At 66.9% G+C, this 23,457-nt stretch carries 24 protein-coding genes; 10 read left to right on the top strand and 14 right to left on the bottom strand.

What is annotated here, in order from left to right; genetic code table 11:
• The first annotated feature begins 37 nt into the window (after window positions 1-37).
• Entirely contained in the window at window positions 38-772 is a 735-nt protein-coding gene (locus N0D28_RS01220) for a GNAT family N-acetyltransferase (protein ID WP_260560599.1), read from the top strand.
• On the opposite strand, the gene N0D28_RS01215 is transcribed toward N0D28_RS01220, so the two are convergent.
• From N0D28_RS01215 to mglB, 3 genes are all read right to left on the bottom strand, one after another.
• Window positions 763-1,161 (bottom strand): ACT domain-containing protein, encoded by a 399-nt coding sequence (locus N0D28_RS01215; protein WP_260560598.1) that lies wholly within the window; start codon window positions 1,159-1,161, stop codon window positions 763-765. The two genes, N0D28_RS01220 and N0D28_RS01215, sit on opposite strands and share 10 nt — an antisense overlap.
• Before the next feature lie 21 nt (window positions 1,162-1,182).
• Window positions 1,183-1,773, bottom strand: a complete 591-nt coding sequence (mglA, locus tag N0D28_RS01210) for a GTPase MglA (protein ID WP_161881457.1) — start codon at window positions 1,771-1,773, stop codon at window positions 1,183-1,185.
• A 102-nt stretch (window positions 1,774-1,875) separates the two neighbouring features.
• Window positions 1,876-2,361 carry a GTPase-activating protein MglB gene (mglB, locus tag N0D28_RS01205; RefSeq protein ID WP_260560597.1) on the bottom strand — a complete coding sequence of 162 codons (486 nt, stop codon included), beginning with the start codon at window positions 2,359-2,361 and terminating at the stop codon, window positions 1,876-1,878.
• A gap of 155 nt (window positions 2,362-2,516) precedes the next feature.
• Here mglB and N0D28_RS01200 point away from each other — a divergent pair, with 155 nt between their 5' ends.
• On the top strand, window positions 2,517-4,754 hold the full coding sequence (locus tag N0D28_RS01200; RefSeq protein WP_260560596.1) for a phosphodiester glycosidase family protein: 2,238 nt from the start codon (window positions 2,517-2,519) through the stop codon (window positions 4,752-4,754).
• A gap of 27 nt (window positions 4,755-4,781) precedes the next feature.
• Here the strand turns inward: N0D28_RS01200 and N0D28_RS01195 are convergent, their stop codons facing one another.
• A complete protein-coding gene (locus N0D28_RS01195; protein WP_260561948.1) occupies window positions 4,782-5,417 on the bottom strand; it encodes a metallophosphoesterase in 636 nt (211 codons plus the stop codon).
• Between the two features lie 258 nt (window positions 5,418-5,675).
• Between N0D28_RS01195 and N0D28_RS01190 the strand changes: the two genes are divergently transcribed.
• Window positions 5,676-6,212, top strand: coding sequence for a GNAT family N-acetyltransferase (locus N0D28_RS01190; RefSeq protein ID WP_260560595.1), 537 nt, complete (start codon window positions 5,676-5,678; stop codon window positions 6,210-6,212).
• 132 nt (window positions 6,213-6,344) lie between these two features.
• Here the strand turns inward: N0D28_RS01190 and N0D28_RS01185 are convergent, their stop codons facing one another.
• The 3 genes from N0D28_RS01185 to N0D28_RS01175 form a co-directional block, all read right to left on the bottom strand.
• Window positions 6,345-6,884: a DUF4385 domain-containing protein gene (locus N0D28_RS01185; protein WP_260560594.1), complete on the bottom strand. Its 540-nt coding sequence runs from the start codon at window positions 6,882-6,884 to the stop codon at window positions 6,345-6,347.
• A 57-nt stretch (window positions 6,885-6,941) separates the two neighbouring features.
• Entirely contained in the window at window positions 6,942-7,619 is a 678-nt protein-coding gene (locus tag N0D28_RS01180; protein WP_260560593.1) for a Dps family protein, read from the bottom strand.
• An 86-nt stretch (window positions 7,620-7,705) separates the two neighbouring features.
• Window positions 7,706-8,596: an MBL fold metallo-hydrolase gene (locus N0D28_RS01175; protein ID WP_260560592.1), complete on the bottom strand. Its 891-nt coding sequence runs from the start codon at window positions 8,594-8,596 to the stop codon at window positions 7,706-7,708.
• A 290-nt stretch (window positions 8,597-8,886) separates the two neighbouring features.
• Here N0D28_RS01175 and N0D28_RS01170 point away from each other — a divergent pair, with 290 nt between their 5' ends.
• From N0D28_RS01170 to N0D28_RS01160, 3 genes are read left to right on the top strand one after another with little or no spacing between them, the layout of a single operon-like run.
• Window positions 8,887-9,375, top strand: coding sequence for a thioredoxin-like domain-containing protein (locus N0D28_RS01170; protein WP_260560591.1), 489 nt, complete (start codon window positions 8,887-8,889; stop codon window positions 9,373-9,375).
• Between the two features lie 5 nt (window positions 9,376-9,380).
• Window positions 9,381-10,142, top strand: coding sequence for an SIR2 family NAD-dependent protein deacylase (locus tag N0D28_RS01165; RefSeq protein ID WP_260560590.1), 762 nt, complete (start codon window positions 9,381-9,383; stop codon window positions 10,140-10,142).
• Entirely contained in the window at window positions 10,139-10,762 is a 624-nt protein-coding gene (locus N0D28_RS01160) for a GNAT family N-acetyltransferase (RefSeq protein ID WP_260560589.1), read from the top strand. The genes N0D28_RS01165 and N0D28_RS01160 overlap by 4 nt, the downstream gene beginning before the upstream one ends.
• A gap of 191 nt (window positions 10,763-10,953) precedes the next feature.
• Here N0D28_RS01160 and N0D28_RS01155 read toward each other — a convergent pair whose 3' ends face one another.
• Window positions 10,954-11,925 (bottom strand): NAD(P)/FAD-dependent oxidoreductase, encoded by a 972-nt coding sequence (locus tag N0D28_RS01155; protein WP_260560588.1) that lies wholly within the window; start codon window positions 11,923-11,925, stop codon window positions 10,954-10,956.
• A gap of 55 nt (window positions 11,926-11,980) precedes the next feature.
• Between N0D28_RS01155 and N0D28_RS01150 the strand changes: the two genes are divergently transcribed.
• Entirely contained in the window at window positions 11,981-12,376 is a 396-nt protein-coding gene (locus N0D28_RS01150; RefSeq protein WP_260560587.1) for an MmcQ/YjbR family DNA-binding protein, read from the top strand.
• 16 nt (window positions 12,377-12,392) lie between these two features.
• Here the strand turns inward: N0D28_RS01150 and N0D28_RS01145 are convergent, their stop codons facing one another.
• The 4 genes from N0D28_RS01145 to N0D28_RS01130 are packed head-to-tail and all read right to left on the bottom strand — an operon-like array spanning window position 12,393 to window position 17,169.
• Window positions 12,393-12,680 carry a hypothetical protein gene (locus N0D28_RS01145; protein WP_260560586.1) on the bottom strand — a complete coding sequence of 96 codons (288 nt, stop codon included), beginning with the start codon at window positions 12,678-12,680 and terminating at the stop codon, window positions 12,393-12,395.
• A gap of 22 nt (window positions 12,681-12,702) precedes the next feature.
• Window positions 12,703-14,457, bottom strand: a complete 1,755-nt coding sequence (locus N0D28_RS01140) for a copper amine oxidase N-terminal domain-containing protein (protein WP_260560585.1) — start codon at window positions 14,455-14,457, stop codon at window positions 12,703-12,705.
• Window positions 14,458-14,494: 37 nt separating this feature from the next.
• On the bottom strand, window positions 14,495-16,591 hold the full coding sequence (locus N0D28_RS01135; protein WP_260560584.1) for a hypothetical protein: 2,097 nt from the start codon (window positions 16,589-16,591) through the stop codon (window positions 14,495-14,497).
• Window positions 16,588-17,169 (bottom strand): glycerol-3-phosphate acyltransferase, encoded by a 582-nt coding sequence (locus tag N0D28_RS01130; RefSeq protein WP_260560583.1) that lies wholly within the window; start codon window positions 17,167-17,169, stop codon window positions 16,588-16,590. The genes N0D28_RS01135 and N0D28_RS01130 overlap by 4 nt, the downstream gene beginning before the upstream one ends.
• A gap of 319 nt (window positions 17,170-17,488) precedes the next feature.
• On the opposite strand from N0D28_RS01130, the gene N0D28_RS01125 reads away from it, so the two are divergent.
• A complete protein-coding gene (locus tag N0D28_RS01125) occupies window positions 17,489-18,862 on the top strand; it encodes a hypothetical protein (protein ID WP_260560582.1) in 1,374 nt (457 codons plus the stop codon).
• Window positions 18,863-19,076: 214 nt separating this feature from the next.
• Here N0D28_RS01125 and N0D28_RS01120 read toward each other — a convergent pair whose 3' ends face one another.
• On the bottom strand, window positions 19,077-19,655 hold the full coding sequence (locus tag N0D28_RS01120) for a GNAT family N-acetyltransferase (protein WP_260560581.1): 579 nt from the start codon (window positions 19,653-19,655) through the stop codon (window positions 19,077-19,079).
• A gap of 62 nt (window positions 19,656-19,717) precedes the next feature.
• Here N0D28_RS01120 and N0D28_RS01115 point away from each other — a divergent pair, with 62 nt between their 5' ends.
• Both N0D28_RS01115 and N0D28_RS01110 read left to right on the top strand, forming a co-directional pair.
• Entirely contained in the window at window positions 19,718-21,457 is a 1,740-nt protein-coding gene (locus N0D28_RS01115; RefSeq protein WP_260560580.1) for a M3 family oligoendopeptidase, read from the top strand.
• Between the two features lie 100 nt (window positions 21,458-21,557).
• The gene (locus N0D28_RS01110) at window positions 21,558-22,745 is read left to right on the top strand and encodes an amidohydrolase (protein ID WP_260560579.1); all 1,188 of its coding nucleotides are present in this window, start codon (window positions 21,558-21,560) and stop codon (window positions 22,743-22,745) included.
• Here the strand turns inward: N0D28_RS01110 and N0D28_RS01105 are convergent.
• Window positions 22,736-23,188, bottom strand: a complete 453-nt coding sequence (locus N0D28_RS01105; protein ID WP_260560578.1) for a pyrophosphohydrolase domain-containing protein — start codon at window positions 23,186-23,188, stop codon at window positions 22,736-22,738. The genes N0D28_RS01110 and N0D28_RS01105 overlap by 10 nt on opposite strands.
• Window positions 23,189-23,457 lie beyond the last annotated feature (269 nt).

The raw sequence follows: 23,457 nt of genomic DNA, 5'->3' as shown, positions 1-23,457 counted from the left end.
AGCGCTGAGCGTAGCGGGCAGGCCCTACATTAAGCAAATGACGACTCTTCAACGGGTGGAAGCTGCCCTGGCCGCGAGCTGGCGCGGGTATCCGGGTGAGTGGGCGACGTTTGGCCCGCTGAGCGCCCTTTACGCTGGCCCTGGTCTGCCGATCAACGTCGCGCTGGGGCAGACCGATCAAGGGGATGCACTGGAGTATCTGCCGCAGATAGAGACGTTCTTCGCCGCCCATTCGCATCCCGCCTCAATGCTGCTGCACTCGCACGCGCACCCGGCCCTTGTTTCGGCGCTGGCGGCCAGACACTACCATCTTGACTATCTGCTGCACGCCTACGCCCGCGAAGTGTCCGGCGAGTGGCCCACGCCAGTCTTCGAGATTGAGGAGGTGACGCCCAGTGAGTGGGCCGAATTCACTCCGCTGGCCTTCGGGCCGGGCAGCCAGGAAATGATGCAGGTCAATGCCGGGGTGCCGGACGTGATGCGCCTGGGCGTCAAGGTGGGTGGGCAGTGGGCGGGCTTCGGGGCCGTGACGGTTTTGCCCGATCAAGGCGGCGGCGTGGCCCTGCTGTTCAGCGCGGCGACCCGGCCCGAGTACCGGGGCCAGGGCATTCAGACGGCTTTGCTCGCGGCCCGCCTGCAAGTTGCCCATGACCAGGGCGCGGCGCTGGCCGCTGTGGACGTATCGCCCGGCAGCGTCAGTGAGCGCAACGTGCTGCGGGCAGGCTTTGGGCTGGTCGGGACGCGGCTTAACTTCGTGAAAGTTCAGACCTGAATCCTGTGCCCCGCGCTTCTCAGCGCCGTCTGCGCCTCGGTCAGCCGCTCGCGCTTGACCAGCACGTAATCGGTATCGAAGGTGGACATGGCAAAAATGCCCACTCCGGCGTCACGCAAAGGGTTCAGGACCGCCGCCAGGATGCCCGTCAGGCCAAAGTCAAACGGGCCGTGCAGCTTGAAGGCCACCCAGCCGGATGCGTGTGTTGTGCCTTCCGGCAACAGGTGGGCCTCGCACACCAGCGAGAGTTCGTCCTCGCTGCGGGTCAAGCTGAAGAAGGAGCCGGTCAGCAGTGCAGCAGGCAGATCAGCAGCAGGCGGCCACTGCGCCACCGCAAATTCGGTGGGATCAGGGCCGCCCAGCAGGGACAGCGTGAGTTGAGGTGACATGGGGCCCACTCTAGGGCAGGTTTACTGTCCCTTGGCGAGACGTTCCAGCACCAGCCGCGACACGGTCTTGAGCGTTTCGAAGACGCCCCGGCCCTGATCGGCCACCGCTTCGTGCCACTGCAACTCGTGCTTGGGGTCGATCACGGCGCGGATCATCTCGGTGCTGAGCGCGCCGTCGAGGTCACGCTTGTTGATCTGGAGAATCATCGGCACTTCCTTAACGTCGATGCCGTGCTCCAGGAGGTTCTCGCGCAGGTTACGCATACTCTCGGCGTTGGCGCGCAGGCGGTTGGGGGCGCTATCAGCCACGAAGACAATGCCGTCCACGCCGCGCAGAATCAGTTTGCGGCTGGCGTTGTAAAAGACCTGTCCGGGTACGGTATAGAGGTGGAAGCGGGTTTTGAAGCCCTGCACGCTGCCGAGGTCGAGTGGCAAAAAATCAAAGAAAAGGGTGCGCTCGTCCTCGGTGGCCAGCGAAACCATCTCGCCGCGCAGGTGGCCCGGCACTTTGGCGAAGACCTGTTTGAGGTTGGTGGTTTTGCCGGACATGCCGGGACCGTAATACACGATCTTGCAGTTGATTTCGCGGGCGGCGAAGTTAATGGTACTCACGTCATTCCCCTTTGGGCCAAGGCCGCGCGGCGAGGCGGGCGAAACGGTGAACGGAGCCAGGAAAATCCCTGAGCGGTGGGCGGCATTCAGACCAGACCGGAATCAGCCGAGCAGATCGTCGAGCATCGAGACGGCGTTGCTGCCGAAATCCGCGTCGAATTTGATTGGCGGCGCTTCCTTGAGGGTTTTCATGATTTCGTTCAGGGTCGTGATGGTTTTCTTGGCGTGCAGTTTGACCCGGCCCAGCGGTACGCTGCTGTCGAAAATGAGGGTGAGGAGCGCCATATCGCCCACCGACTCGACGTAGATCGCGCCCTGCTCGCCTTGGTGAATCTGCTCACTGAAGGTGCGCTCACCGAGCATGTTGGCCAGCGCGGCAGTTGCGGCGGCGTTGGAGGCCACCAGAGTCGCCACCGAATCGAGGGCGGGTGGGCGGGGTGCCCACAGCGCTTCTTTGTGAGACAGCACGAAGCCCTTACGGTCAACCAGGAGGCAGTAGCGGACGCCTGTGGCTGCGAGCAGGTGTTCGACTTGCGTCTCGACCTGATCGAAGGCGTCACCGTACAGCGCGAGAGAAGGCTCAATCATCGAGGGGCAGTATAAAGAGGGCGTTCTTACAAGAGGCGTACAGATTTCGGGCAGGCAGTCTCATCCAGTCCCAGTCCCTGATAAGACTTGCCGGAGTGGATTGTGGGGCGGCGTGGCTCATCTGGGCGGTGAGGGCAGCCGCTACACTGCCCAGCGTGAAGAGCTTGCTCCCCCTGACGCTCCTGCTGTCGCTGCTGAGCGCCGCCGCCGCCGCGCGTCCGGTGGCCATCGGCGGCGTGCCGACCAGCCCAGTCATCGAAACCAAACTGCTTTCGGGCGGGCGCGAGGGGCTACCGATCTGGTTTTTGCCGCAGTTGGGGCTGCAGACCCGCAACGACCCGCAGGACGTGTGGCTCAGTTACGGCGCGCGCAGTCTGCGCTACACCGTCCAGGGCGGCTGGCAGGCCAGCGGCTTTGTGCTGGCCGCGCCGCTGCCCGCGCCGGAGCGCTCCGGCGCGGGTGGCAGCCTGCACGTGGGTCTGGAGGTGCTGCGGGCACTGGGATTGCCGCTGGGGGGCAGTGCCCAGCGTCTCGACGTGCGGGTGGCGCGCCCCAGCGTTGACGTCCCCGAGCCGCCCGTGCCGCAGGTGGCTTTCCAGGCGGCTCCGAAGGCGAACACAGCCAAAGTGGACATGGCCAAGACAAATACAGTCAAGACAAACACGGTCAAGGTGGCGGTCAAAATTACGCCGACGGCCACCCCTGCACTGACCAGCACCGGACAGACCAACCCAGTTCAGGCCAATCCAGTCAAGGCGGCCACCAAAGCTGCTGCCCAGTCGCCTGCGCCGCTGGTGGCCCACAGCCCGGCCCAGCCCAGCTCTGTCCAGGTCAGCCGGGTGCCGACCCCCCCGTCCGCGTTGAGAAGCGCCAGTGTGGTGCCGACGCCGCTGCCGACTGCGCCCGGCCTTCCGGCGAAGGCCGTGCCCGCATCCGTCCAGCCGACACCAAGACAGCCGACTCCGGTCCAGACTGTACCGACCCAATCGGCACCGACGCAGCCTGCCCCAGCTCCGCCGCCCGCAGCGGACATTGCCCCGGCACCGATGCAGCCCGCTGCCCCGAGCGGCCCCCGGATTGTGGGGGTGCGCTCCAGTCTCACCACCGTCCGCAATATTCAGGTGCAGCGGCTGGTTATCGACCTGAGTGGCCCCGCCACCTACAACGCCCGCAATGAGCGCGGCGGCGTGACCCTCTTTTTGCCGCAGGCGAGTGCAACTCCCGGCGTGCAGACCCTGGAGAGTGGCGATACCCTGACCTTCGCGCCCGACGAGCGCGGCGTGACGGTGCGGCTCGACGCGGGCGGTGGCCAGAGCCAGGTGATGACCCTGGACGACCCGGACCGCCTGGTCATCGACACGGCCACCAGCCTCAGCGCCGACGTGCCGCCGCCCATCAAGGAGGACGCCCTGCCGGACGGCGTGAGCCTCAACGTGTTCGGCGGCCTGTCGCTGCTGAGTTTCGATGCCAGCCGCTACGCGCCGCACGTGGTCACGGCCCCCAGCGGCGCGGCACTAAGCGTCGCCGAACTGGTGCGGCGCGGCGGCGGGGTCGCGGGCGTCAACGGCGGCTATTTCGATCCGCCCAGCAGCCTGCCGGTGGACTTCGTGGCGGCGGGCGGCAAACTGCTCGCCGCCAGCCTGGAACGGCGCGGCACGGTGGGTTTCGACGCGCGCGGCGCAGCCCTCTTCGGCTTTCCGCGCCCGCGCTACATGCTTTCCGGCGCGTTCGGCAGCCTGACGGTCAATACCGTCACCGCCCGGCCCGCGCCCACACTGCTGAGCGCCTTCGTCGGCGACGGCAAGGCAGCGGTGGGTGGACCGGGCCTGCTTACTTTGACGCTCAATTCGGCAGCCACCAACGTGCTGCGCGCCGACATGAACGGCACGGTGCCCGCTGCCGATCTGATCAGCCTGACGTTCGACCCGGCCCGCTTTCCGCAGTTGCCGCGCACGCCGGGCAGCCCGCTGCAAGCCGTCCTCAATTACCAGTCGCCCGACTGGCAGAACATCCGCGAGGGCCTCAGTGCGGGCCCGATGCTGATCCAGGGCGGCCAGATCGTCCTCAATCCGGCCCGCGAAGCCTTCGACGTGCTGAGCGGGGTGTGGCGGCCCACCCGCCAGGTGGCGTTTGCCATCTACAAGGGCCAGCCCACCCTGGCGTTTCTGGAGTTCGGCACCCCCGAAACCTTTGCCCGCGCCCTGCACAGTGCCGGGGTGCAGGACGCCCTGCGGCTGGACAGCGGCTCGAGCGCCACCGTCTTCGTGTCGGGCGGCTATCTGGGCACCGGGGGCTACCTCAATACGGTCTGGAGCCGCCCGGTCCCCAACGCCATCGTCCTGGTGCCTGTCAGTACGACGGGGGCGATGGGAGCAGGCGGCAAGGTCAAGTAGAAAGTCGCGGCCTTTCCCGCTGCCAGATCAGTCGCCTGCGCCCACCTTCGCCAGCAGCCGCTCGTCTTGCTGGGCTAGTTCGAGGATGTGGTAGCCGTAGGCGTTAATCACCTGCGCGCCGCTGGCCTCGTCGGTGTACGACACCTTCTTGCCCTCGTACTCGTGGATGTGGCCGTGAACGACCAGTTTGGGGCGGCGCTTCTCGATGAAGCCGCTGATGAATTCGCAGCCCCGGTGGGCGTAGTCGCTGCCCGCGTGCGGTCCCGTCGGCGGCGCATGCGTCAGGAAGATGTCCACGCCGCCGCGCGCCTGCCAGGCCAGTTTGCCCAGTCCCCAGCGTGCCTGCGCGGCGGTGTACTGGTTCTCGCCGTCGCGGTAACGCGGCACCCCACCCCAGCCCGCGATCCTCAGACCCGCCGCGCTGATGACCCGCCCATCGGCGTTGATGACACCCTGCGGCAGATGCCGCCCTGACCCTTCGTTGATGTACTCGTCGTTGTGGTTGCCCGGCACATACACCACCGGCACCGTCAGGGTCGTGGCCAGAAATTCCAGAAAATAGCCGGGAATGTCGCCTGCCGAGAGCACCAGGTCGAGTTCGGGCAGGCCCTGCGGAAAGCCGTTTCGGTACACGTAGGGATGCACCATGTCGGCCACCAGCATGATCCGTTTGGTGATCTGCCCAGCTGACAAAGAGCCGAGTGGGCGCGGCTGGGTCTGGAGGTGGGTGGAGGGCTGAACAAAAGACGTCATGGGTAAGGGCTCCTGCCCGGAGACGGCCTATCGGTGGACCTGCCGTCAACGGAACTGCTGCGCTGATCGCCGCATGAACGCGACTATTCTTGTAAATCACCGGGGCTTTTGTCCGGTCAGTCTAGCGCGTTTGGACCTGTGACGGGTGTCTATTGCAAAATCTTAAAGATGCCTGGCTTCCCTTCCGCGCTCCCGGTTCTCCGCACTCCGCGTCTGCTTCTCTGGCCGCTCTCCCGAGAAATGGTCGCCGGGCAACTGAAGGGCCAGCCGTTTGTTCTGGCATTGCCAGAGGTCGGCCCGGTCCACTTTGATACCCAGTGGCCCAGCGGCGCGCTGGGATTTTTCCCCGGCTGGGCTGAGCATCCCGAATTGATCAGCGGCTGGGTCATCGTGCAGGCCAGTGAAGCGGTGGGCACGATCGGCCCCAAGGGTCCGTTGACGGGTGCAGTAGACATCGGCTACGGGCTGCGGCCCCAGAGCTGGAACCAGGGTGTGGCCAGCGAGGCGGCCCAGGCCGTGTCGGTCTGGTTGCTCTCACTGCCGCAGGTGGAGCGCGTGACAGCCGATACCGCCATCAGCAATGCCGCCAGTGCGCGGGTACTGGAGAAGGCGGGCTTTGCCGAGATCGGGCGCAGCTTCAGTGAGGAGGACGGTGAGCTGCGGCTATGGGCCAAAGTGAAGACCAGTTATGCGGATTCCGATTAGATCGTGTTCAGCGTTTGGGTGCTGGACGCGATTTAATCTGACCGATGGGAGTAGGAAAAGATACTGGTTCTGCGTTGTGGAAGTGCATCCCGCGCTTTTTGCGGGATGCACTGGAATTAATCAGAATCAGTATTAGCCGTACTGGGCCTTATGTCGCTGCTTCAGCTCGGCGTACTTGGGGTTGGCCGCCGCCTCGTCCCATCTGGCCTTGAAGATGCGGGCCGACTCGGCTTTCACCGGGTCCTCGGGACCGCGCGGCAACTCAAGGCGGCCATGTGCGCCGCTGACGCCTTTCTGGTCGTCCGGTACGGGCCCGTCATACTTCTTGCCGCCTTTGTGGTTGGCGTAGCGTCGCGCACGGGTATAGCCCATCTGAAGGAACTTGCGGGCCATATCTGCGCCCACGAAGTCGCCCGCCGCCAGGTAGTCCAGAAACAGCCGGGAGATGGCCTCGCTACTCTCCCGCGCCGCCTCGGGGGTGGCGAAGCGCCAGTGCGGCAAGATCTCCGATTTGTAGGGCTGCACCAGCAAGACGCCCTGCTCGCCCACGCCGATCCGGTAAAGCTCGGGATGCACCCGCAGATCGAGTTCAGCGTAATGGAGGGTGTAGTCGAATTTCTTCGTGGGCCTGTCTGCCTCTTTTTTATCCGGCTTTGCCTTGTCTGCCTTCATCACGGCTCCAGAAAATGAAAAAGCGGAGGTTGCCCCCCGCCCCGTTCGCGCCCGTCTTCAGTTCAGCTGCTCGTCGTCCATCATCGCCTGAAGCATCCAGCGAATCTTGTCGATGGTGGCCGCGTAGCCGTTGTACATATCGGAGGTGGAGTGGTCTTTGGCGTCGTCCACCGTACCGGAGTCGTCGCGGTAGCCCTTGCCCACCCGGCTCAGGTCAGCGACCAGATCGGCCACCTGGGTGCGGGCGTCGCGCACCGTCTCGGTGGGCACCCGCACCACGCTGTACTTGTCGAGGTCGCTCGGCGCGTTCTTGGGGCTGCCGCCCAGCGCGACCAAGCGCTCGGCCTGCTCGTCGATGCTGGGGAAGATCTCGTCGATGAAATCGTCGTAGGCCAGGTGAAGGTCGCGGAAGAAGCGGCCCCGGATATCCCAGTGGTACTTCTTGAATTTCAGATACAGGCAGATGCTGGTCGATAAGTTGCGCTGCAAGGTCTCGGCGACGATGCCGAACTGCGCCTCAGTGAGGTAGTGGTGGTTGACCAGCTGATTGAATTCTCCGCCCTCATGCGCGGCGTCGGTTCGCTGGCCCACCGAGGCCTCGGCGGGGGAGAGGGCGCTATGAACGTCTTCCACGATCAGCGGGGCAGCCTTGCTCTTGCCGGGTTTGGCGCGGGCGGGCGCGGCTGAACTGCCTCCAGCGTTTGCGGCGGCGGACTTGCTGCTTTTCTTGGTCATAGATTCAACTTACCCCCGCTCCTGCGCCCCGCAGATGACGTGCCCGTAAGGACACCTTTAAGTGTGGAGGTTTGATGGAGAACAGGTCAGACCGCACCGAAAAGGAGTTCGTTGTCCTGCACCTCCAGCCTCACGGCACCGAGGTGGGCGAGTTCGGCGAGGTGGGCGCTGATCACGCTGCGGTTGAGGACGACTGCGCCGGGGCTGGTCATCTGGATGCCCAGCGCGTCGCAGACCCGCTTGAGGGCCATGTCCACCGTGCAGGCGTCCCAGACGGCGGCCAGCACCGCCCCGGTGACGGCCCCGAACGCCGCCAGATTGACCGCAACCAGCCCGGCCAGATCTTCGGTGGGGTGGCCGTGCCCCGGCACCGTGAAGCGCACATCCGGCACATCCAGCAGACTGGCCGCACTGGTCTTCAGGGCGGCGCTGTCCACGCAGAAGGTCAGCGGATGCTTGGCGAGCGGCTCCTCGCCGAACAGGGCGTCGGCGGCGTAGAGCACGTCCCCGAAGCGCACCGCAAACATCTGCGAGGCGTGGCCGGGCACGTCCAGCAACTCCACCGTGACGCCGCCGAGGGTGACATGGCCCGCTTCCACTGCCTGCGCCGGACTCGCGGGGGCCAGCAGGAATTTGGTCTGGAGCGCCCTCGGCGGATGCGCGCCGTAGAGATACAGCGGCTCCAGCAGCGGGTTCTGAATGATGGCGGCCTCGAAAGGCGGGGCGGAGATCGGCAGGCCCGGAAATCTCTTGAGGAAGGTGGCATTGCCGCCGTGGTGGTCGGCGTGTGAGTGGGTGTTGAGGATGGCCGTCGGCGTCAGCTTTCCGGCTTCCAGGGCGCGCAGGAGCTTACGTGCGTGCGAATCGTCGAGGCCGGTATCGACCACCAGCACGCCGGACCCTTGCGCAAACACCAGCGAATTGACGGCGGCGGCAAACAGAAACGCGCCGGGAGCGAGCGGCAGCAGGTCGGACATGACCTGAGCTTAGCGGCTGCCCACCCGAATCCACTCACTGGGACGACAAGAATCTGCTGCCGGGCGGCGATGACAAGCCGCACCTGCGGCTGCCCAGGCCGCTGGGTGACGAGGGTAACCCTGCGGACTGGGACGAGTAGGTTTCGCCAGTCTTCACCCTCAAGCATAACTGGGTCAGGCTTTCTCTTACGGTTTTTTGCGGCGCTTCCTATAGGTCGAGCGCTTCTTCGTGTTCTGTTTTCGTGCCGTGTTCTCGTGAATCGGGCGCTCCATTTGTTATCCTGCTTTCAATGCCCCGTCACCTTCTCATTTTGCCGATGCTGCTGAGCGCCTGCTCGGGCCAGATCAGCGGCGTGCAGACGTTCTCGTATGCAGGCGGCGACGTGCGCGGCGGCCTGATCAGCTATGACCATTCACCCCCGGCGGGCGGCCCCTACGCGCCTCTGTGGCAGACCTGCGGGGTCTACACTGCGCCGATTTATCCGGAATATGCCGTACACAGCCTGGCGCGTGGCGCGGTGTGGCTGACCTACCGCCCTGACCTCGGCCCGGACGATCTGGCGACCCTCCAAGCCGCCCTCGACCAGCAACCCTCGGTGCTGCTCTCGCCGCTCGACGGCCAGGTGGCAGCGGTGGTGGCCACTGCCTGGAACGCCCAACTGGAAGCGCCGGGAGTAAACGATAGCCGCCTGCGCCGCTTCGTGCAGCGCTACACAAATACAAAATCGGTCCCGGAAGCCGGACAGGCCTGCACTGGCGGCTACGCAGGCACGCAGTAAGGAAGATGACTGACCTCGAACATGCCCGCCAGTGCCTTCAGGCAGCCCATCACGTGGCGGTCATGACCGGCGCGGGCATCAGCGCCGAGAGCGGCATCCCCACCTTCAGGGCCGCGCAGACGGGGCACTGGGCCAGATTCAAGCCCGAAGACCTGGCCAGCCCGCAGGCGTACTGGCGCGACCCGGAGACGGTCTGGGCCTGGTACGCCGGGCGCTGCCGCGAGGTGCGGGCTGCCGCGCCCAATCCCGGTCATCTGGCCCTGGCCGCGCTGGAGCGCCGCAAGCGTAAGGCTGAAACAGATGACGCCGAGACGGGCAGCTTCCTGCTGGCGACCCAGAACGTGGACGGCCTGCACCAGCGCGCCGGGAGCCGTCGACTGGTCGAGCTTCACGGCAACCTGACGCGGGCCCGCTGTGAGCGCTGCAGCGTCCGGCAGCCCCTGACCGAGACGGAACCCTTCACGCCCCCGCATTGCCCGGCGTGCGGCGCGAAGATGCGCCCCGACGTGGTGTGGTTCGGCGAGAACCTGCCCCCGCTGGCGCTGGCCCAGGCCGAAGCTGCCTTCGCCCCGGCGCAGGTCACGTTGGTGATCGGCACCAGCAGTGTGGTGGAACCTGCTGCCAGTCTGGCCCTGCTGACCCTGGACAATGGAGGCACCGTGATTGAAATCAACCCTGAACCGACGCCGCTGACCCCGCTCGCCAGTTTCTCTTTGCCCATGAGCGCCAGTCGGGCGCTGCCCGCACTGCTGGAAGGCTGGCAATGAGCCGCCCCGAAACCGACCTGATCCTGCGCCCCTACGCCAGCCGCGATCTGGCCGCCGTCTACGACATCTGCCTTCGGACCGCCGACGCGGGCGCGGACGCCGCGCACCTCTATACCGACCCCTGGGTGCTGGGCCACCGCTACGCTGGGCCTTATGTGGCCCTGGAACCAGACTTCGCCTTTGTGCTGGAAAGCAGTGAGCGGGTGGTCGGCTATGTTCTGGGCGTGCCGGACAGCGCCCGTTTTGCTGCCGAGAGTCAGGCGAATTGGTTCTCGTTGCTGCGCCCGCTGTATCCGCTGCCCACCGAGACAGACAAAAGCCTGGACGCCCAGGCCCGCCGCCTGATCCACGCGGGCTGCCCCGCGCCGGACGCCCCCTGGCTGGAGCAGTATCCGGCCCACCTGCACATCGACCTGTTGCCACAGGCGCAGGGCCGGGGCCTGGGCCGGGCCTTGATGGAAGCGCTATGGGCCGCGCTGCGGGCGGCGGACGTGCCGGGGGTCCACCTGGGGGTCGGCGCGGGCAACCCCAGGGCCCACGCCTTCTATACCCACCTGGGCTTCACCGAGTTGGAGAAGGTAGAGGGCCGCTTCTGGACCCTGGGCTACGATCTGCGCTGAGAGGCCGATTAAGAGCCTATCCGGAAAGTCCGGGCATTGAGAGCCGAAAGGCTGCCCACAACGTGATTTTTAGCTTTATCACTTCCGAATGAGCAGCGAAGTGCGAGTAAAGCGTCCCAGAGCGGCTTTCTAGACATTGTCTCGTTATTTTCCGGATAGGCTCTAAGAGCATGTTGAAAAGGGTCGTTGAGTCAGACCTGCTGCGCCAGTGCCCAGCCGCTCAGCAGGGCCGCTTCCAGGCGGGGGCCGTGCTCGTCACTCTGACACCAGTCGCCGCACCAGCCGAGCCGCAGTTCCGGCAGCCAGCCGCAGGCGGCGGAGAAGCGCTGATCCGGTGTGGCATAGCGCCAGCGGTGGGCGAAACTGGCGCTCACGCCGAAGTCGCCCGCGATCTCCCGCGCGGCGGCGATCAGCTTGGCCTGTACCTGCTCTGGCGGGTCTTCGAGGTGCTGCTCGCTCCAGGCGGCGCGGGCATGCAGCATTAGGGCAGGCGGGCCAGGGCGCTTGGTGTGCTCGCGGGCGATCCATTCCAGTGCCGGGTGCGCCTTGACGTTCAGGGCAGGCCAGTCGGCCTCCAAATCGGCCTCCAGCGCCACGCCGACGGCCCAGCAGGGGCGCAGCGTCACGGCGTCCAGCGCCGCCGTATCTGGCGCATTGGGCAACCCGGCCAGCAGCACGCTGAGCTGCGGCGCGGGGGCGTTGAGCAGCAGGGTGCGGCCCTCGAAAATTCGCCCATCGGCGCTGGTCAGCCGCCAGCCGCTTTCCCCGTGCTCCAGACGGGTGATCTGGGTCCCGGTCTGCACGTCCAGTCCAGCGGCCAGCGCCTTACCGATCTCACTCATGCCGCTGCGCCCCACATAACGGGGGTGGCCACCCTCGGGGGTGCTGATCTGCCCCGCCTGCCAGGTGGGCAACTGGCGGGTCCACTCGCTGAGCCAGCCCGCTTCCAGGCCCTCCTTGACGAGGGCGAGCGTGCGTGGCTGCCGCGCCGTGAAGAAGCGTGCGCCGTGATCGAGCCGCAGCGCCCCGAAGCGTTTGGTGGCGGCCCGGCCCGCAACGCCGCGCGATTTGTCGAGCACCTGGACCCGCCCCCCAGCGGCGGCCAGATCACGCGCCGCCGCCAGTCCAGCCAGGCCCGCGCCCAGGATCAGAACGTCCGTCATGGTGGGGAGTGTAGCGCCTGGGGTGGCCCGCGCCGTTGGCGTGGATACTGTGTTGATGAAGACCTCAGGTCTAGATTCCGTCGCTGCTGTTCGGGCCGAGTGTGCCGCGCTGCCCCACTCGCGCGAGACGTTTCCCTTCGGTGAGGCCACGCTGGTGTTCAAGGTGGGCGGCAAGATGTACGCCCTGACCGACATTCACGCCGATTCACTCAGTCTCTCGCTGAAAGTGCTCCCGGAGCGCGGCGAGGCGTTGCGGACCGCTTACCCAGCCATAACGCCGGGAGACCACCTCAACAAGCGCCACTGGATCACGCTGCGACTGGACGCTGTGCCGGACGCCCTGGCCCGTGAACTCCTGACAGACAGTTACGCCCTGGTGCTGGCAGGCCTGACGCGGGCGCAGCGGGCCGAACTGGCGACGGGTGGGCCTGGGCTAGAAAGCGGAACGTAAATGAGGTCGCCCGCTCTCACAGATGCTCGGGCCGGTAATCCTTTTCCACGTCCACGCGGGGCGGCCCGATCAGGCCCACACCCTCGGTCTGGGGGTCGGCCAGGTATGCCAGTTCGCCGCGTAGGCCCACCGTCAGGGTCGTCCCCTCGCCCGAAACGCCCACCGCCTGCGGGTCGAGCACCACCCGCCAGCCGCCGCCTGGCCAGTCCAGCCGCGCTTGCAGCATCTGACCACTGATCAGTGCTGCGACTTCCAGGTCGTCGAGTCGCACCCGCACGCTGCGGGCCGTCCAGCGAATTTTCATTGCTCTGTCCTCTCTGGCACAATCACGGCGTGTAGGTCTTGGTGAGGCTGCCCAGCGTGCCGGGTGTGCGGGCCTGATAGAACACCAGGCTGATCGGCAGGTTGCTGCCGCTGGCCGGAACGAAATCGATCTTGAGCAGATCACTCTGGGCACGCCACAGCAGGGTGGGCTTGTCGGGTGTCAGCGCCACGCCGCTGCGGGGCAGTTTGACGGTCTGTACGGTGGGGCCGTCCTGCACGTTCATGGCCCCCCGGTACAAACCGCCTCGGGGACTCAGCGCCACCGCCACGCCGCTGCTGCCCGACACCTGAATGTCGTAGAGGACGCCGTAATTGCCGCTCAGGCGCACCGGCTGACCACTCAGCACATCGGTGCCGAGAATGGCCGGGTCGATCTGGCCGTCACCGATGACCATCCGTGAGGGCAGCGCCCCGAGCTGTGCCCGGATGGTCTTGACGGCGTTGGGGAAGGTGCCGCGCACGTGTTTGCCGTCGGCAGGCAGGTAGGGAAGCTGCTGCAACACCTGAGTAGTGGGCGGCAGGCCGCCTTCGAGCATGGCGAAGGTCAGCTCGATACGCCCGGATGCATTGATGTCTTGCAGCAGATTGACGCCGCTGCCGGGGCTGAGCGTCGGGCTGGCGTAGAGGGCCACGCTCTCGCCGGGCTGGAGGGTGACTTTGCCCACCGAGGTATCGGCAAAGTAATCGAGCAGCGTCACCTGGCCGAGCTGCCCCTCGATGCGGGTGGGGGCCGTCTCACCGAGGCGTTCGGTGGTCACGTCCATCGGGCGGGTTTCCAGATTGCGTGCCACCACGTATAAGCGGGCCGGTTGGCTCAGCGCATTGAGGTGGTAGGCCAGCAGCCGGGCGCGTCCCGACAGGCTGTCCTGATAAAGTAAGCCGCTCTGGGTGGGCGCTTCGGGGCTGTTTGAGAAGATCAGTGAGGTGGCCGAGACGGAAGCCGGGACAGTCGGGACCGAGGTGGTGCCCACCAGCGGGTAGGTGTTGACCTTGGCGTCGGGAAAGCTCTCGCCGGGATCGGCGTACTTGAGGGCGTAGCTCAGCGGGGTGTCCATGACGGGTCCGGTCACCGTCAGGGTGCGCGAATACGGCGCGCTGACCTGGCCGCGCGAGTTGGTCACCTGCAAGGTCACGGTGTAGCTGCCCGGCTCGAAAAACACGTCGCGCTTGTTGCTCCACTTGCGGCTGACGATGTCCGCGCCGTCGGGGTCGAAGGGGTAATCGGTGTAAATGACCTTCTCGCCGGGCGCGTAGGTCGCGTTGTCGGTGCTGAAGCGGGCCTGCGGCGCGAGCGGGTCGCCGCCCTGCGGCACGGCGGTCAGGGTCAGGCTGCGCCCGTCGTCGGAGAAGCTGAGGTTGGCATTCAGGGCGTCGGCCAGCAGCCGGGCGTTGATGTACAGGACCCCGCCCAGATCGGTGACGCTGCCCGCCGGTTGCGGCGCGGCGTCGAGGGCGGCACTCTGGGTGATGCTGTCGAAGCTCAGGCGGCCCAGTCTCAGCAGTGTGCCCTGCTGACTGACTGGCTGCCCCAGCAGAGCGGCGACTTCCAGCAGCGGCAGCAGGGTACGGCCCTGCACCAGCCGGGGCGGGTTGCTGAGACGGGTGGCCTGGCCGCTGAGCAGCGCCGCCGTCTGGTCGGTGCTGGCCTGAAGCTGGGCCGAGGCTGCCGCTGAAGCCCAGCCCACCGAAACCCAGCCCAGGTTCAGGCCGCCCGTCAGCGCTGCGAGAAGGAGAGCAGTGTGGAGGCGTGAAGACATTCGGGGAGTATAGGCAGCCAAGCTGATCCGCTTCTGGTCACTTGTCCCGCCGCCGGGCACGCAGTAGGCCGATTTCCTGCAAGCTCAGACCCACCGTGTTGAGGGCGTAGACCGCCGCCAGGACAATCAGCAGCACGCTGGGGTTGATAGGTCCGGGAAGGTAGGGCACCTCCAGCCAGCCGCGCCCGGCCAGCCAGCTGCTGAGCGCCGCCGCCCAGCCGAGCAGCAGCACCGCGCCCCACGCGCCGTCGAGCAGGGCGCTGCCGGGCAGCAGCAGGGCCAGCAGCCGGAAGAGTGGCGGGCGTCCGGGGCGCTGCTCGGCGGGCGCGGGCGTCAGCAGCCACACCACGCCCAGCGCGTAGCCGATCAGCAGCAGCGTGACCCAGACGGCCTGCAGCGGTGCGGCCAGCCGGGTGGGGGTCGCCATCAAGGCACTCCAGGGACTCAGCACCAGCACGCGGAGCTGCCCCGACAGGCTGCCGCCCAGGGCGCGGACCAGGCTGCGCTGATCGGGATAGCAGAGGCGTGCCTCGCTGCGGTACTCGCGCTGAAAGGCGGCTTCCGGTGCGGCGGGCTGGAGGCCCAGGTTATAGGCAGGGGCCAGCAGATCGGGGGCCGCCGAGAGCGAGGCGCGCCACAGCTCGCGGGCCTGGGCGGTGTCGCCCCGGTCCTGGGCCAGCACCCCGAGGTTGTTCTGGGCGCAGGGCAGCGGCGCACCGGCACGCTCGTAGGTGCTGCGCGCCGCCGAGTCGTCGCCGTCGAGCTGCGCCGCGAGGCCGCGCAGTACCCCGGTTTCCCGGCTGGGGGTCAGCTCCAGGCGGTCCAGGCCGCCGTAAAACCAGGCCCCGCCGTAGGTGCCGGTATTGAGCGCCGGGACCTGCAAGCGCGTTTCGGTGCGGGCTGCCCAGGTCCAGGCCGAGAGGCTGACCAGCAGGCCAGAGAGCAGCGAGAGCAGCACCAGTTTCTCGCCCAGCCCGGCGTAGGCGACCACGCTGCGCCGCAGCCGGGAGAGTGGATGGCGCAGCCAACTGCCCCAGCGCCCGCCCAGCGCGGCGGTGCTGCGTCCCTGCACCTGCCAGGCGCGGGCAGCCAGGGTTAGGTAAGCGGCCAGCACGCTCAGCAGCAGCACGGCAGCGCTCAGGCGGGCGGCGTCGCGCAGGGTCAGCAGGGCGTCCGCGCCGAGGTTGTACAGGGTGCCCTGGGTCAGCGTCTGGGCAAAGGCCCGCCACTCCTCGGCCTCGCCGCTGCGGCCCTGGGCGTCGAGCAGGGCGGCGTAGCGGGCGTACACGGCTGGCCCGCCCTCGAAGCGCGGCGAGGTCTGGCGCAGATAACGAATCCAGACGTCGGCGCGCTCCAGCTTGTTCTGGGCCAGCAGTTGTTCGAGTTCGCCGAGCGGGTCGCCGTAGGCGCTCAGGGCGGCGCGGCTCACCGGCAGGGCCGGGTCGTAGCCGCGCTCGGCGGCGTCGCGGGCGGCCCGGCTGAGCAGCAGGTTGGCGGCGCTCGGCGAATTGAGCGCTTCCATCTGGGCGGCGAGTTGCAAGGACGCTGGAAACGCCAGCGGTAGGCTGGCCGCCCGCTGGGTCTGGCTGAGCGCCGTGAAGCGGTCACCGCGCTGGCGGGCCACCGCCGCCAGTCGCAGCGCCACGAACGGATTGGTGGGGTCCTGGGCGGCGGCCTGGGCGAGCTGGGCCTCGGGCCATTGCTGGGCAGTCCGGCGCAACCAGCCGGTGACCGCCGGGTCGGGCACGAACACCACCCGCTCCTGAATCTGATTGTTCGTCACCGTGTAGGTGTCCTGCGCGCCGCTCGGCCCCGCCGTGACCCGCAGCACCCCGCCGCTGGCGTCCAGGCCGCTGATCATGTCGGAGAAGTCGAGCCGGGTGGTGACGGCCCCCTGCGGACTGTAGCTGTAGAGCGCCGGGCCGACGCCCAGCCAGGTGGTGTCGCCCTGGCTTACCGGGCCGCTGAGGTCGCCCAGGCTTCCGGGAAAGTTCAGGGTGGCCTGCGTCACACCGCCCTGCTCGAAGCTGAGGCTGCGCCCGTCCAGCACGGCGGCGGCCCCAGCCAGTCCGCCGAGGCCCAGCCCACCGAGGCTGAGTGAGAGCAGGGCCAGAGCGGCCCATCGCCCCTTCACGCCGCCTTTCTCCCCAACTTGCCGTCCTCGATCAGGAGTTGTACCGAGCGCGCCGCCATCCCCAGGGTGGCCGCGATCAGCGCCAGGGTGCCGCCCAGCCACAGCGAGGCCACCACGCTGATCGGCAGTACGACCGCCGACATGAACGGAATGACATTGAGGCCGACTTTTTTCTGGATGGTGGATTTGTAGAGCGGCATCACGATCAGCGAGAGCAAAATCATCAGCAGCAGCGTCTTGGGCGCGATGACCAGCATTGCGCCCAGCATCGGGGCGATGCCGCCGCCGCCGTTGAAGCGGAAAAACACCGGGTAGCAGTGCCCGATGATCACCAGAAACATCGCCGCCCAGGCCCAGCCCGGCGCAAACCGGACGGCCAGATACGCGGCCAGCACGCCCTTGAGGATGTCCAGCGCTGAGATCGTCAGTGCCGGGCCGAGACCGTATTGCCGGAACATGCCGCTGCCGCCGGGCATATCGCGCCCGCGCACCTCGTCGCCGCGCAGATGCGAGTAGATCACGCCGAAGACGACCGAGCCGAGCAGGTAGGCGGCCAGCAGCACCAGGAAAACAATCACACAGGCATTCTAGGGCAGCCGGGCCAGCCGGATACAGGTCGCCACCGGAGTGATGACGGAATTTGCTGAAGACGAAATAGCCTTGCCGAAATAAGCTGAAAACTGAATGATTGACTCTTATTTCCGGGTCTTTCCTTGTTGAAGGGGGGCTGTACTTGCATTGATGTCCCACTTCACTCAAGATTAAAAGGAGCTTCTCCAAATTCACCGTCTTGGGCCGATGTTTTGCTGCACAACAAGCGGTGAGTTCTGGTCTGGAGCCGCCCTACTCTCACCCTACCCGTGCCGACCGCACGTTTTGAATGGAGGACGCCAACCCGTGACCCCAACCCTGCGCTATATCATCACCCGCCCGTGTTTATCCGAAGGCACGCTGACGGTGGCCAAATACCTCCGCAACCTGTTCCCCGCCGAACTGGCTGGACAGACCCTTCAGCTGACCGATGACCAGAACCGCGATTACCTGGCGCGGATGACCGACAACGCCCAGCGTCTGGCGGGCCTGACTGCGCTCTACCACGATCATAACCTCGACGTGAACGACGTGCTGCTGCTCTCGGCAGTGGAGGGCGGGCACTACCGCGTGAGCTGTGTGGTCAAGCCGCACACCGAGCGTCTCAATCCTGCCTACGGCGAGCGGCCCGCTCCGGTCACCCGCCGGGTGGTCGTCAACGCCACGCCGCACGTGCGCGAGGTGCGCCTGGCAGCGGCGACCCCGGCCTCCGATGCCCACCTGGCCCGCGTCAGCGAGAGCCGCCGCCCGCTGCCGGAGCCGGCCGAGCCGGTTGCCGGACCTGTGCCGGAAGCGGCCTCGTCAGCCACCCGCGTTGTCGAGACCCGCACGCCGCCGCTTCCCCGCGCCGAGCCCCAACGTGAGTCCCAGCGCCCCGAAGCGGCGGTCGTTGCCGAGGTCAGGGGTGACTCAGCGCGCCGCGAGCCGCCGCGTCCCGGCAGCGCGCCGCAGCAGCCGCTGCCCCGGCACTCGGCCCCTGAAGTGGCCCAGCCGACGATTACGTTCACTGCGCTGCCGCTGGAAACGCTGGCCGATCAGCTCAGCGAACTTGCCCACCTGACCGGTTATCAGGTCGAGTACCTCGGCGGCGCGGACAGCGGTCCAGTGCGTCTGCGGGCCGATCTGGGCGCGCACGGCTACGACGTGGTGCTGGCCCTGACCGAAGCCGAACAGCAGCACCCGGCCTTCGGGCAGGGCACCTACCGCGCCCGGCTGACCTGGGAAAAGGATCAGGTTTCCGGCACGCCGCGTCTGACCAGGGAAGCCCTCGGAGCGTTGCTGGAACATGCCCGCCTCGCGCCGCTGACCCCGATTGATCTGCGCGGCTACTGGAACACGTCGAGCTTCGATCTCGACAGCGTGGCCAGCCTGGCCGAACTGGTCAGCGCCCATCTGGTGCAGCGCGGCACCTTTACCTACGTGCTGGGTACGCTGGCGCAGCAGCCGGCCCACAGCGTCGTCGATCCGGCCAGGCTGGCCGAGCGGCTGGGCAGCGGCGTCAACACCGCCGAGTTACACTCGATCCTGGAAACGCTGTGCCGCGCGCCGTTCATGGCCCTGCTGCCGCTGCCTGGCGGCCAGTATTACCTGCGCTCGGATGTGCCGACCTTGCTGGCCGACCTCTCGGACTACGCCCAGGGCGTTGCCAGGCGGCTCCAGCCGGGCCGGGTGCGGGCCTAGCTTTTTCAAAAGGCTTTCTCCCAGTCGCCGCAAGAGCGGCTCGACCCTGGCGGCCCGCATGGGGCGGCTGCTGGGGAAGGGCTTCTCCATTCTTTCTGCGATCAACATCGGTCCGCTAGGCTGCTGCACAACGCCTCGACCACCGGCTGACCCGGCCTGCTCATCCAATGTCCCGGCGGTCAATCAGGCTCGCCCCGACGTGAGTTGAGGCCATTCAATATTCATGCGGCCAGCGGGCGAAGATCAGCGTGTCGCGGAACTGCTCAGGGTGCTGGGGGTCCCTGGCGTGACGCTTGAGGCGGGCTTCCAGTTCAAACCCCAGGCGCTCGGGCACGGCGGCGCTCTTGAGATTGCGGGCGTCGCAGCGAATTTCCAGGCGCTCGAAGCCCAGTCCGCCCGCCGCCGCAGGCTTCAGGGCCAGTTCGGTCAGCGCCCTGGCCGTCTCGGTGACGTAGCCGTGCCCTTCACGGCGCTGGTCGAGCCAGTACCCAATGTCACCCGACGGCACAGCCCAATCGATCCGGTGAATGCCGCACGAGCCGATGGGCTGGCCTTCCAGCAGCATCAGATACATCAGGTCCTCGCCCTGAAGGAACTTGTCGTGGGCGCGTGCCATGCTGCCCTGCTGCTGCTCGGGCGTGCGCGGCATCTGCGCCCAGGGCAGCCAGGGCCGCAGGTGCTCCAGGTTGGCGTTCACCAGCGCGGCCATCGCCGGGCCGTCTTCTGCGGTGGGCACGCGCAGCGTCAGGCGGGCGGTGGTGAGTGTCTCGGGAAACGGCGCGGGGTCGGGCATGGCCCCAGTTTAGTTGGCGGGTTGCCGTACAGGACAGGCGGGCCGGGGCTAGACTACCGAGCATGACTGCCCCCGAAACGACCACCGCCGAGACCCTGGCACTGACCCCCGAGCAGACCCGCTGGGAGAGCTACGCGCCGCAGTTCGGGGCGCTTCAGCAGGCCGAGCTGACGCCCGCCGGTGTGCCGAGCTGGCTTTCCGACTGGAGCGAGGTCAGCAAAGCTGTCTCGCAGACTGGAGCGGTGCTGAGTCTGCGCGCCGACCTCGACACCGCTGACGTGGCCGCGCGTGAAGCGCTCTCCACCTTCCGCGCCGGGGTGACGCCCCCGCTGCGACGCGCCGAGCAGGAACTGCGCCGCAAGCTCCTCGGCGTGCCCGACTACACACCGGCCCCCGATTTTGTGCTGGCCTACCGCCGGATGCGGGATGAAGCGGCCTTCTACCGCGAGGCCAACGTGGCCCTGGACGTGGTGCACCAGCAGCAGATGCAGCGCCACGCCGAGATCACCGGCGGGCAGACGGTGAGTTTTGACGGCGCTGAGCTGACGGTGCCGGAAGCCGAGAGCCTGCTGGGCAGCGCCGACCGGACGCGCCGCGAGCAGGTCTGGCAGGCGATGGCCCGCAGCAGGGCAACCAGCCGAGCGCCGCTGGACACCCTGGTTCTGGAACTGCTCGCCACCCGCCGCCAGCTGGCTGCCAACGCCGACCTGATGAATACCGGCCCGGACAACGAAGAGATGGGTGATTACCGGGCCTACCGCTGGCAGGAACTCGACCGGGTGGACTACACGCCGCAGCACTGCCTCGACTTTCACCGGGCAGTGCTGGACGAGGTGGTGCCGCTGGCCGCCAAGCTGATGGAGGGTAAGGCGCGGCAGCTTGGCCTGGAGCGCCTGCGGCCCTGGGACTCCTCGCGCCGCACCGCCCTGGACGCCCAGGGTCGGCCCCCGCTGACGCCGTTCAAGACCGCCTCCGAACTGGAAGGCATTGCCGAGCGGGTGTTCGACGCCCTCGACCCGGCACTCGGCGCGCAGTTTGCCCAGATGCGCGGCGGGCTGCTCGACCTGGCCAGCCGCCCCAATAAGATGAGTCACGCCTACTGCCAGAGCTTGCAGCAATCGGGTCAGCCGTTCGTGGTCATGAATGTGGTCGGCACCGCGCACGACCTGAATGTGCTGCTGCACGAGGTGGGCCACGCCTTTCACTTCTTTGCCAGCGCCCGCGCCCAGCCGCTGATCTGGAACCGCTGGAGCCCGATTGAATTCGTCGAGGTGCCCAGCATGGCGATGGAATTCCTGGCGCTGGGCCACCTGGAAGTGGCCTACCTGCCCGCCGATCTGGAGCGGGTGCGCCGCGAGCAACTCGAGAACAGCATTCTCTTTCTGCCCTGGGCGGCCCAGATGGACGCCTTCCAGCACTGGCTGTATACCCAGACTGGCCCGCAGGTGAGCGCTGCCGAGCTGGACGCCAAGTGGCTGGAACTCGACCGCGCCTTTCATCCCTGGCTCGACTGGAGTGGCCTGGATGAAAGTGAGCGGGCCTCGGGCTGGCAGTACTACCACATCTTCCGCGCGCCGTTTTATTACCTCGAATACGCCATGTGCAGCCTCGGGGCGCTGGGCATCTGGAAGTCGGCCTTGCAGGATGCTCCGGCGGCCCTGGAGCGCTACAAGTCGGCGCTGAGCCTGGGCAACACCGTCAGCGTGCCGGAACTGTACCGGGCAGCGGGCGTGGAATTCCGCTTTGACCGCCCCCATCTGGCTGAGCTGATGGCCTTCGTGACCGCGCAACTCGGGAGCTGACGGGGCGGCTCGAAGACTCGGGCGCTAGACTCAGGCGCACCCGCCGCACTTTCCTCCAATTCTTTGCTTCCCCGTCCTTCTCTTCATTCAAGGAGACACCATGACCACCCTGCCCCGCACCGCTTCCGGCGAACGCGCCGCCGCCCTCGCACCGCAGCTCACTGCCTGGCGCAGACATCTGCACGCCAACCCCGAGGTGGGTTTCCATGAGGTTCAGACCTCCGCATATATTGCTGCCGAACTCGGTAAGCTGGCACATCTGGAGATCAGTCGGCCCAGCGAAACCAGCGTGCTGGCAGTCCTGAAAGGTCAAAAACCCGGTCAGACGGTGCTGCTGCGTGCCGACATCGACGCCCTGCCGATCACCGAGGAAAACAGCTTCGAGTTCGTCAGCAAAAACCAGGGTGTGATGCACGCCTGCGGGCACGACGGCCACACCGCCATCCTGCTGGGCGTCGCCAAGCTACTCAGCGAAACACCCGAAGAGGTCAGCGGCGAGATCCGCATGATCTTCCAGCACGCCGAGGAGATCGGCCCCGGCGGTGCGGAGGAACTCGTCCGCGATACGCCGCTGATGGACGGCGTGGACGTGGTGACCGGCCTGCACCTCAGTTCGCAGCTTCCGACGGGTGTGGTGGCCATCAAGCCGGGGGCGTTTATGGCCGCGCCCGACATGTTCGAGATCACCATTCGCGGCAGGGGTGGCCACGCGGCCCATCCCGAGGAGGCCGTCGATCCCATCGCGGTGGGCGCGCAGGTCGTGACCAACTTGCAGCACATCGTCAGCCGGGGAGTCAGCGCGCTCGACAATCTGGTGGTCAGCGTGACCTACTTTCAGGCTGGAACCACCCACAACGTCATTCCCGACCGGGCCGAGCTGATGGGCACGGTGCGCTCGTTCGACCCTGAGCTGCGCCAGCGCGCACCCAAACTGATCGAGCGCGTTCTGAAGGGCGTGACTGAGGCGCACGGGGCGACCTACACCCTCAAGTACGAGATGGGCTACCGTCCGGTCATCAACACTGACTGGGTGGCCGACAAGCTGATGACCATCGCCCAGGCCGAGGTGGGCGAGCACGCTCAACTCGCCAAACCCAGCATGGGCGGCGAGGACTTCTCAGCCTACCTGACCAAAGCGCCCGGCGCGTACTTCAACGTGGGCAGTGGCAACGCCCTGCTGGAGAGCGACTACCCGCACCACCACCCCCGTTTTACCCTCGACGAGGAAAGTCTGGTAACGGGCGTGCGGATGCTGCACGCGGCGGCGCTGGCGCTGGGTCAGGGCTGAGCTGGAGCGTTTCCGGTCAGCGCTCCCAGCACGTCCGCCTTCTGCCAGCCTTCCGGCTTGAGCTGCTTGCCGTCGGCGCGGCGCGGGCCGCTGGCCTTGCTGAGGTTGGCGCGGTGGACCTCGGCGAACACCGCGTCGGCGTCCACCCCCAGGCTGCCCAGCGCGCCGTAAGTGACATACAGCAGATCGGTCAGCTCATGTGCTAGAGGTGCGAGGTCAGCGGGGCGGGCGCGGCTGAGGTTCTCCGAAAGCTGCCCGAATTCTGCCTCCACCTCGTGCATCTCTTCTCGCAGCAGCGTGAGGCGGAGGCTGAGCAGTCCCGCATCCGGCACCTGGGGCCGTGCCGGGTAGGCGGAATTGATGGCCGCGTGAAAGGCAGTGACCTTCTGGGCATTCGTCGGCTGGGCGCTGATGGTGAGCGTTGGGGGCTGTGGGTCAAGCATGCTTTCAGGCTAGCGCGCCTGCTGGTCGGGGCCGCAACAACGAAAAAGCCACTCCCATCAGGAAGTGGCCGTTTGTGTTGCGTTGGGGTGTTCTCTTGTCTTGGCAGGCAACTGGACTCGAACCAGTTGGTGGCCGACCCCGGCCTGCTCGCACGCCCGTTGTGGGAGGTGGGCGACTCCCTCCAATTCCTCTGTACAGAAAAGCGGTGCAACAAACCAACTCAGGAACCGTGAACAAGTGTACGCTGCTGAAGCTGATGGAGAATGTG

Source organism: Deinococcus rubellus (assembly GCF_025244745.1).
Lineage (GTDB): Bacteria > Deinococcota > Deinococci > Deinococcales > Deinococcaceae > Deinococcus > Deinococcus rubellus.
This window is presented reverse-complemented; position numbering and strand designations above follow the sequence as displayed.